This is a genomic window from Paenarthrobacter sp. PAE-2, from assembly GCF_026013155.1.
In the GTDB taxonomy this organism is placed as follows: domain Bacteria; phylum Actinomycetota; class Actinomycetes; order Actinomycetales; family Micrococcaceae; genus Arthrobacter; species Arthrobacter ureafaciens.
Map to the genome: position 1 here is coordinate 1 of NZ_JAPDNV010000067.1, position 8732 is coordinate 8732.

General features: G+C 63.9%; 6 protein-coding genes. 1 reads left to right on the forward strand and 5 read right to left on the reverse strand.

What is annotated here, in order from left to right:
* Positions 1-199 precede the first annotated feature (199 nt).
* The 5 genes from OCL88_RS20395 to purU all read right to left on the reverse strand — a co-directional run bounded on the left by OCL88_RS20395 (position 200) and on the right by purU (position 7635).
* Positions 200-2521, reverse strand: a complete 2322-nt coding sequence (locus OCL88_RS20395; RefSeq protein WP_264963753.1) for an FdhF/YdeP family oxidoreductase — start codon at positions 2519-2521, stop codon at positions 200-202.
* A gap of 28 nt (positions 2522-2549) precedes the next feature.
* Positions 2550-3452 (reverse strand): bifunctional 5,10-methylenetetrahydrofolate dehydrogenase/5,10-methenyltetrahydrofolate cyclohydrolase, encoded by a 903-nt coding sequence (locus tag OCL88_RS20400; RefSeq protein ID WP_264963754.1) that lies wholly within the window; start codon positions 3450-3452, stop codon positions 2550-2552.
* Positions 3449-4075: a cyclodeaminase/cyclohydrolase family protein gene (locus OCL88_RS20405; protein ID WP_264963755.1), complete on the reverse strand. Its 627-nt coding sequence runs from the start codon at positions 4073-4075 to the stop codon at positions 3449-3451. Before OCL88_RS20405 ends, OCL88_RS20400 begins: the two co-directional genes overlap by 4 nt.
* A 108-nt stretch (positions 4076-4183) precedes the next feature.
* The gene (locus OCL88_RS20410) at positions 4184-6676 is read right to left on the reverse strand and encodes a GcvT family protein (RefSeq protein ID WP_264963756.1); all 2493 of its coding nucleotides are present in this window, start codon (positions 6674-6676) and stop codon (positions 4184-4186) included.
* A gap of 41 nt (positions 6677-6717) precedes the next feature.
* A complete protein-coding gene (gene purU, locus OCL88_RS20415; RefSeq protein ID WP_069696062.1) occupies positions 6718-7635 on the reverse strand; it encodes a formyltetrahydrofolate deformylase in 918 nt (305 codons plus the stop codon).
* A gap of 133 nt (positions 7636-7768) precedes the next feature.
* Between purU and OCL88_RS20420 the strand changes: the two genes are divergently transcribed.
* Positions 7769-8449, forward strand: a complete 681-nt coding sequence (locus tag OCL88_RS20420) for a GntR family transcriptional regulator (protein WP_166186690.1) — start codon at positions 7769-7771, stop codon at positions 8447-8449.
* The last annotated feature ends 283 nt before the right edge of the window (positions 8450-8732 follow it).

The following is an 8732-nucleotide window of genomic DNA, read 5'->3' on the forward strand; positions in this document are numbered from 1 at the left end:
CGGAGGCAAAACCCCCATCAGCCGCGTTCACAACCTCCGTGGGAATTACAGCTAGGCGACGCCTTGGAACAATGCTTCTCCTTTGATTCATGTCTGGTGGCACGGGCGAGGTACGGAAAGTTCAGTGATATCTTTCGTCTAATCAAAAAGATATATCAGTCACATACTATGACAGTGGTCACAGCATGTACAGCTTTTCCTAACTCCTTTCGAGCCTGATGATGACCGATTTCGACGTGGGGGTGCCGCTGGTGTCGGCCACCGAGTCCAAGGGAACCAGGACGTTGGTCTCCGGGTAGTAAGCGGCGGCGCAACCCTTGGGCGTTGAGTAGGAAACGATGCGGAAGTTCTCCGCGAGTCGATCGACCCCGTCGAACTCGGAAATCAGGTTCACCATGTCCCCGTCCGCGAAGCCGAGTTCCCTGATGTCGGCTTCGTTGATGAGGACCACCCGGCGGCCGCCGTGGATGCCACGGTAGCGGTCGTCCTTGCCGTAGATGGTGGTGTTGTACTGGTCATGCGAGCGGAGGGTCTGCAGGACGAGGCGACCGGCCGGGATCTTGATGTATTCCAGCTCGTTTCCGGTGAAGTGGGCCTTGCCCGATGCGGTATCGAACTTCCTGGCATCGCGGGGCGGGTGCGGCAGCACGAAGCCGCCGGGGTGCTGGATGCGGTCCTCGAAGTTCTCGAAGCCGTCAATAACGCCTTCGATGTGCTTCCGGATCAGGGTGTAGTCGTCCCTCATGGAGAGCCAGGCCGCACGGGGTGCGCCCGGCAGCGGGTGGCCTTGTGCATCGGTGAACAGGCGGTGCGCAAGGTTGCACACGATCGCCACCTCGGAATGCAGGTGCTCACTGGCGGGCTTCAGCCGCCCACGGGAGGCGTGCACTGCGCTCATGGAATCTTCCACTGTGACCCGCTGGTCGCCCGTCACCTGCGTGTCCTTCTCCGTCCGGCCCAGCGTAGGCAGGATGAGTGCGCGACGCCCGGTGGACAGGTGGGAGTGGTTCAGCTTGGTGGAGATCTGGACGGTCAACGCCGTGTTGGCCAGCGCGTCCTCTGTTACCTGTGAATCCGGGGCTGCGCGGACGAAGTTACCTCCCATGCCCATGAAGAACCGGACCTTGCCATCGCGCATGGCCCTGATGGCAGCGACGGTGTCGTAACCGTGAGCGCGCGGGGAAAGGAACTCGAACTCATGGTCCAGGCGGTCGTGGAATTTCTCCGGCATCTTCTCGAAAATGCCCATGGTCCGGTCACCTTGGACGTTCGAGTGCCCTCGGACGGGGCAAACGCCGGCGCCCGGCTTGCCGATGTTGCCTTGAAGCAGCAGGACGTTCACCACGTCCCGCAGGGTGGGCACGGAGTGCTTGTGCTGTGTCAGCCCCATGGCCCAGCAAACGATCGTGGCGTTGGAGGCGAGGAGCCGTTCGCCGGTGGCCCGGATTTGCTCCAGGGTCAGGCCGGTCGCTTCGACGATGTCGTCCCACTCAACCTTCTCGAGGTAGCGCAGGTATTCGTCGATGCCCACCGTGTAGTTGTTGATGAAATCGTGGTCCAGCACGGTATCCAGGCCGGGAGTTGCGCGGCCTCCCGCTTCGGCTTCGAGGAGGTATTTGCCGAGCCCTTGGAAGAGGGCCTGATCGCCGCCCGCGCGGATCTGCAGGAAGTCGTCGGTGAGCTTGGTGCCGGTAACGACGCCCTTGACGTGCTGCGGGTTTTCAAAGTGCAGCAACCCGGCTTCGGGAAGCGGGTTGACGGAGACAATGATCGCTCCGTTCTTCTTGGCCTTTTCCAGCGCGCTGAGCATGCGCGGGTGGTTGGTGCCCGGGTTCTGGCCCGCGACGAAGATCAGCGACGCTGTTTCCAGGTCGGCGAGGCTCACGGAGCCCTTGCCGATGCCGATTGTCTCCACAAGGGCCGAGCCGGACGATTCGTGGCACATGTTGGAACAGTCCGGCAGGTTGTTGGTGCCCAGGCCGCGGACCAGGAGCTGGTAGACGAACGCCGCTTCGTTGGACGTCCGGCCCGAGGTGTAAAACACCGCCTGGTCCGGGTTGTCCATGCCGCGGAGTTCCTCGGCCATCAGGTCGTAGGCGTCGTCCCAGCTGATGGGCTTGTAATGGGTGGCGCCTTCTTCCAGGACCATGGGGTGGGTCAGGCGTCCCTGTTGTCCCAGCCAGTAGTCGTCGCGGGTCTTCAGCTCAGCGACGGAGTGCTTGGCGAAGAATTCGGGCGTGACCCTGCGCCGGGTGGCTTCTTCAGCCACTGCCTTGGCCCCGTTTTCGCAAAACTCCGCCGCGTTGCGCTTCTCGTGCTCCGGCCAGGCGCATCCCATGCAGTCGAAACCATCCAGCTGGTTCACGGCCATCAGCGTCTGCGCGCTGCGGATCGGTCCCATCTGCTCGAATGAGATCTTCAAGGCATTGGCAACGGCCGGAATACCCACGGCCTTGGTCTTGGGTTTGGTGACGGTCAGCTTCGACTCGTCGATGTTTTCACCGGGGGCTTTGGAAGCCATGTGATCTTCCCTCCAGATCAGGAAATGGTCAGGCGGCGCCGGCAGGTACAGGCTGGACGGCGGGTACGGTGCCGCCGGTAACACGTGCCTGCCGACGGGCGGCTTCGGTGGTGTGCAGCAGCAACAATGCCGTGGTCACCGAGCCTACGCCACCCGGAACAGGCGTCAAGGCCGCTGCGACGCCGCTGACGCTCGCCTCGTCCACATCGCCCACCAGGGAACCGTCGGGCAGGACATTCGTGCCGACGTCCACCACCACGGTCTTTTCCGTCACGTGGCTGCCGGTCAGCAGCCCGGTGCGGCCGGCGGCCACCACCACGACGTCGGCGGGCCGCGTGAACGGCTCCAGCGCACCGGAGCGGGAGTGGCAGACGGTGACGGTGGCATCCTTGGCGAGCAGCAGCAGCGACAGCGGCTTGCCCACCACGGCGGAACGTCCGACGACGACCACGTTGCGTCCCGCCGTCGGAACCTCGAAGTGGTCCAGAAGCTCGACGACGGCCCGCGCCGTGGCGGGTGCGAAGGCCGGCTGCCCCACAGCCAGGCGGCCGAGGCTCAGGGGGTTGGCGCCGTCGACGTCCTTTTCAGGGGCGATGAGCCCGACCAGGCTGTCCGCGCGGACACCCGAAGGCAGGGGAGTCTGGAGGATGATGCCATGCACCGAGGCCTCCGCGCTGAGGTCACGGAGCACGGCGGCCAGGACCTGTTCGGTGGCGTCGTGGCCGAGGTCCACGATCCGGCAGTCGATCCCTGCACGTTCCGCGGCGCGTTCGATTGACCGGACGTACCAGTGGGTTGATTCGTCGTCGGTAGCGACCACTACGGCCACCGTGGGACGGACTCCCTGGTTATCCAGGGAGTGCGCCTCTTCGTGGGCGCGTTGCCGGATGAGGCCTGCAAGCCCCTTGCCGGACAGCACTTCTGCACTCATGCGAGGATCCTTTCGCGGACGCGGCGGGACAGGGTGTCAGCGGCGAGAACCACCTTCTCTTCCAGTCCGTCGGTCTGCCCGGCAAGGCGGGTCCGGGTGGCATCGTCCTTGATGGCCACCAGGTTGATGTCGATGTTGATGCGTGCGGTGGTGGCAGCCGCCCGGGCTGCGTCGGCGGCAGCGGCGACGTCGCTGATGACGTTCGGGTTGGCCGCTTCGAAAAGTTCCGTGGCAAGGTTCACGATCTCGCCGGCAAGCTTGATGAGCTGGGCGGGCGTTTGCGCTGCCCGGACCAGGGCAGCGTCGATCGCCGTTTTCTTCGCGGTCTTGAGCTCCGGGGTGTCGGAAGGAAGCTTGTAGGAGTCGATCACCCCTTGGAAGGCGTGTTCGTCGGCATCGGCCAGCCGGAGCGCTTCGGTGCGGTGGTGATCGGCGCTGCTGGTGATACGGGCAACCAGTCCTGCATGCTCTGCGTACTTCTCACCCGTGGTGTACCGGGCGACCATGGCCACCAGTGCGGCACCTTGGGCAGCATGCAACGCCGCAGCCGCTCCGCCGCCTGGTGTGGGTTGGCGGGCGGCGAGCCTGGCCAAATAATCGTTGACTGTTTCTGAGCTGATCATGTGTCTTCCTGGGCTGGAGAAAGAAAGGGGACAGACAGCGGCCCGGACCCGGTTGCGAGGGAAAGGGTCCGGGCCGCGTGTCTTGGAAGCCGCGGGTGCGGCGGGGGACTAGCCCCGGAGCCGGCTCATGGTGGGGTCGTACAGCGGATCCTCGGTGACGGTCGCCTGGATACGGCGGCCGAAGTACTCGATCTCCACCGAATCGCCCAAGGACACTGCGGACGGGAGGTACGCGTACGCGATCGGCTTGCGAACCGTATAGCCGAACGCCGCGCTGGTGACGTAACCCACCGGCTGGTTCTTGTAGAACACCGGTTCCTTGCCCAGCACCAGGCTCCGGCCGTCGTCGACCGTCAAGCAGCGCAGGCGGCGGGCGGAGCTTTCCTCGCTGCGGCCCTCCAGGGCTGCCTTCCCGACGAAGTTCTCCTTGGCCATCTTGACCGCGAAGCCGAGGCCGGCCTCGAAGGGGTCGTGCTCGGTGGTCATGTCAGTGCCCCACGAACGGTAGCCCTTCTCGAGGCGCAGCGAGCTGAAGGCGGCGCGGCCCGCGGCGATGACGCCGAACGGCTGGCCGGCCTTCCACAGCGCATCCCACAGGCGCTGGCCGTTGTCCGCGCTCGTGTAGAGCTCCCAACCGAGTTCGCCAACGTAGGACAGTCGCATTGCCGTGACAGGCACGCCACCGATCACCACGTCCTTGGCGCGGAAGTAGCGCAGGCCGTCGTTGGAGAAGTCGTCGCTGCTGATGGTGCTGACCAGGTCGCGGGCCAGCGGACCCCACAGGCCGATGCAGCAAGTGCCGCCGGTGGTGTCGCGGACCTGCACCCAGTCGCCCGCGCCGCCTTTCTCCGTCTGCTGGCGGGCAGCACGCTCAAAGTAGGCGGTGTCGATGTTGCCGTTGGCGCCCAGCTGGAAGGTGTTCTCATCCAGGCGTGCAACGGTGATGTCGCTTCGGATGCCGCCGGCGTGGTCCAGCAGGAGGGTGTAGGTAACTGCTCCGGGCTTCTTGGCGAGATCGCCGGTAGTGAGTTCCTGGAGCAGCTTCAGGGCGCCGGGGCCGGAAACTTCCAGGCGCTTGAGCGGCGTCATGTCGTACATGGCCACTGCCGTACGGGTCTTCCAGGCTTCAGCGGCCGCGATGGGAGAGCTGAACATTCCGGACCAGGCATCGCGTGCCGGCGGCTGCCACTCGTCCGGCATTTCCTTCAGCAGTTCGGCATTGGCCTCGAACCAGTAAGGACGCTCCCAGCCGGCACCTTCCAGGAAGTAGCCGCCCAATTGCTTGTGGCGGGCGTGGAAAGGGCTGACGCGGAGGTTGCGCGGAGAAAGTTTGGGCTGGAGCGGGTGCAGGACGTCGTAGATCTCCACGAAGTTCTGCTGCGAGGTTTCGCTGACGTACTCGGGGGTGAGCTGGACTTCCTCGAAGCGGTGGATGTCGCAGTCGCCCAGGTCGATCTGCGACTTGCCGTCAACCAGGACCTCGGCAACGGCGCGGGCGATGCCTGCGGAGTGGGTGACCCACACGGCCTCAGCCACGTAGAAGCCGTCCAGTTCCTTGGACTCGCCCACCAGGGAGCCGCCGTCCGGGGTGAAGGAGAAGATGCCGTTGAAGCCGTCTTCGATTTCGCTTTCACGCAGGGCCGGAAGAATCTGCTTGGTTGCTTCCCACGCCGGCAGGAAGTCCTCAAGGGTGAAGTCGAGGCGGGAAGGCATGTTGTGTTCGCTGATGCTGGAGGGCTCGTACTTGCCAAGTTCGTCCAGGTCCACGGGCATGGGCTTGTGGGCGTAGGAACCGATGCCGTAGCGCTCGCCGTGCTCGCGGTAGTAGAGGTCCTGGTCCTGATGACGGAGGATCGGCAGCTGTGCACCGTTGGGCAGTTCGTTCTTGCCCTTCTGGGCGGGAACCGGGGTGGTCTTGACGTACTGGTGGGCCAGCGGGAGCAGCGGAACTGCCATGCCGATCATCTCGCCGATCTTGGCGCCCCAGAAGCCCGCGCAGGAAACGACGATGTCAGCCGGAATCACGCCGTCGGCGGTCTGGACGCCTGTGACGCGGTGGCCGGACTGTTCAATGCCGGTCACTTCCGTGTTGCCGAGGTACTTCACGCCGGCAGCTTCGGTGCGCTTGATCAGCAGCTGGACGGCGCGGGCCGCCAGGGCGAGGCCGTCGGAGGGAACATGGAGGCCTCCGAGGATCTCTTCCTCGTTGATCAGCGGGTAGAGCTCCTTGCATTCCTCGCGGGAGAGGATGCGGCCCTCGATGCCCCAGGACTGCGCGTAGCCGAGTTTGCGCTTGAGGTCGGCAAGACGGGTTTCAGTGGTGGCTACTTCAAGGCCGCCCACCTGGTTGAAGCAGCTCTGTCCATCTTCGGTGAGGGACAGCAGCTTCTCCACCGTGTACTTGGCGAAGAGCGCCATGCTCTTTGACGGGTTGGTCTGGAACACCAGGCCCGGGGCGTGGGAGGTGGAGCCCCCGGGCATATTGAGCGGACCCTGGTCCAGGACCGTGATGTTGTTCCAGCCGCGCTGAACGAGTTCGTCGGCGAGGTTGGTGCCGACGATGCCGGCTCCGATGATGACAATGCGGGGCGTCGATGCCATGGAAGTTTTCTCCTGCTGTAATTCGGGCGTGGGCGGGCTGGTTAGCGGAAGACGACCGTGCTGGTCCGGTCCAGAAGCACGCGGTGTTCGCAGTGCCAGCGGACAGCGCGGGAAAGTGCGAGCGCTTCCGCGTCCTGGCCCACGGTGGAAAGTGCCGTGGGGCCGTAGCTGTGGTCCACCCGGATGACTTCCTGCTCGATGATCGGGCCCTCGTCCAGGTCCGCGGTGACGTAGTGTGCCGTAGCGCCTACCTGCTTCACGCCACGGTCGTAGGCCTGGTGGTAGGGGCGTGCACCCTTGAAGCCGGGGAGGAAGGAGTGGTGGATGTTGATCGCACGGCCTTCCAGCTTGCGGCACAAGTCATCTGACAGGACCTGCATGTAGCGGGCAAGGACCACAAGGTCAGCCTCGTATTCCTCTACCAGTTCCAGCAGCCGTGCCTCGGCCTCGGCCTTGGTGTCCGGGGTGACCGGAACGTGGATGAAGGGCAGTCCGGCTGCCTCCGCCATGGCACGGTGGGTTTCATGGTTGGAAACAACAGCCACCAGCTCGCCGCCGAGGCTGCCTCCGCGCCAGCGGAAGATGAGGTCGTTCAGGCAGTGGCCGAACTTGGAGACCATCACCAGGACGCGCTGCTTGGTCTGGTCATGGAAGCTGAACTTCATGTCGAAGCGCTCTGCGATGGAGCGGAATTCTTCTTCAAGCTGCTCCGGTGAATAGCTCTGCGGGCCGGAGAACGCAGTGCGCAGGTGCAGCGTCTGGCGAAGGCTGTCATCGAACTGCTGGTGCTCTTCGATGTTGAAGCCGCGCTCGAACAGGAACGTGGTGACCGCATGCACGATTCCGGGCTGTTCGACGCACGACAGTGTGAGTACGAACTTCTGCGCTTGCTCGTCCTTGAGCTGCCCGCGTTCCGCCGGAAGGGTGCTGAGGTGAGAGTCTGAAGCCACGAGGGTCATATGTCCTCCTTAGGTAATTCCCTAGATATATTCCTGAATTACGTACTGATATATTAGGATTGGAATCAGCGTATACTGGACCTTGGAACGAGGTCAATAGGTTTTTTCGGAACTGTGGAAGGAGCTCGGCACTGTGGCAATTCAAACCTTGGCGACTGTAGAAGACGCAGGCAGGAAGTCGCTTGCGGACATCGCTTACGAAAGCGTGCGCGACCGGCTCCTGACGCTGGACATCAAGCCGGGCGACCTCCTCAATGATGACCAGCTGGCCAAGGAGCTCGGCATCGGACGTACGCCGGTGCGCGAGGCCCTCAAGCGGCTGGAGCTCGATCGCCTGGTGGTGACGTACCCGCGACGCGGCACTTTCGCCACCCGGGTGGAGGTCACTGACCTTGCGTTCATTTCCGAGATCCGGGTGCAGTTGGAGCCCGTCGCCGCAGCGCGGGCGGCCCGCGTGGCTACTCCGGCGAGCAGGGATTACCTGCGCCAGGTTGTCCGGGAAGTTGAAGCCTTCGACATCAAGGCTGCCTCCGTGGTGGAGACCTTGAAGCTGGATGCCCGCGTGCACCAGGGCATCTACGCTGCGGCAGCCAATCCGCATCTGGAAGACGTCCTGATCCGCTACGACAACCTGGCCACACGGATTTGGTGCATGGTGCTGGACCGGCTGCCCAACCTTGAGCGGCACGTGCATGAGCATGTGGATCTGCTGCAGGCAGTGATCGACGGCGACGAGCATAAGGCGGCAGAGTTGGCGCGGACGCACGTGAGTGAATTCGAGCAGGCGGTGCGTGAGGCGTTGTTCGCAGCCTGAAGTGAACGGGTTGTCCGCCCGGCCGCAGAGCGCCTTGTTGACGCGTGCGATTTCCTCCTTGCATACTTGGGACCTAGCTAATATATCTCTCGGATATCACACGACGTCGGCGCTCTGCCGATGAGTGGATACCGGCGCCTGCGTGGATCTGCAGGCTTCATTCCCCTTGGAGTATCGCGTGAACATAAGACCGCTCCCTTTCGACAACATTCCCCTGACCGGCACAGGCCGCGTTAAGCGGGGTATGGCTGAGATGCTCAAGGGCGGCGTCATCATGGACGTC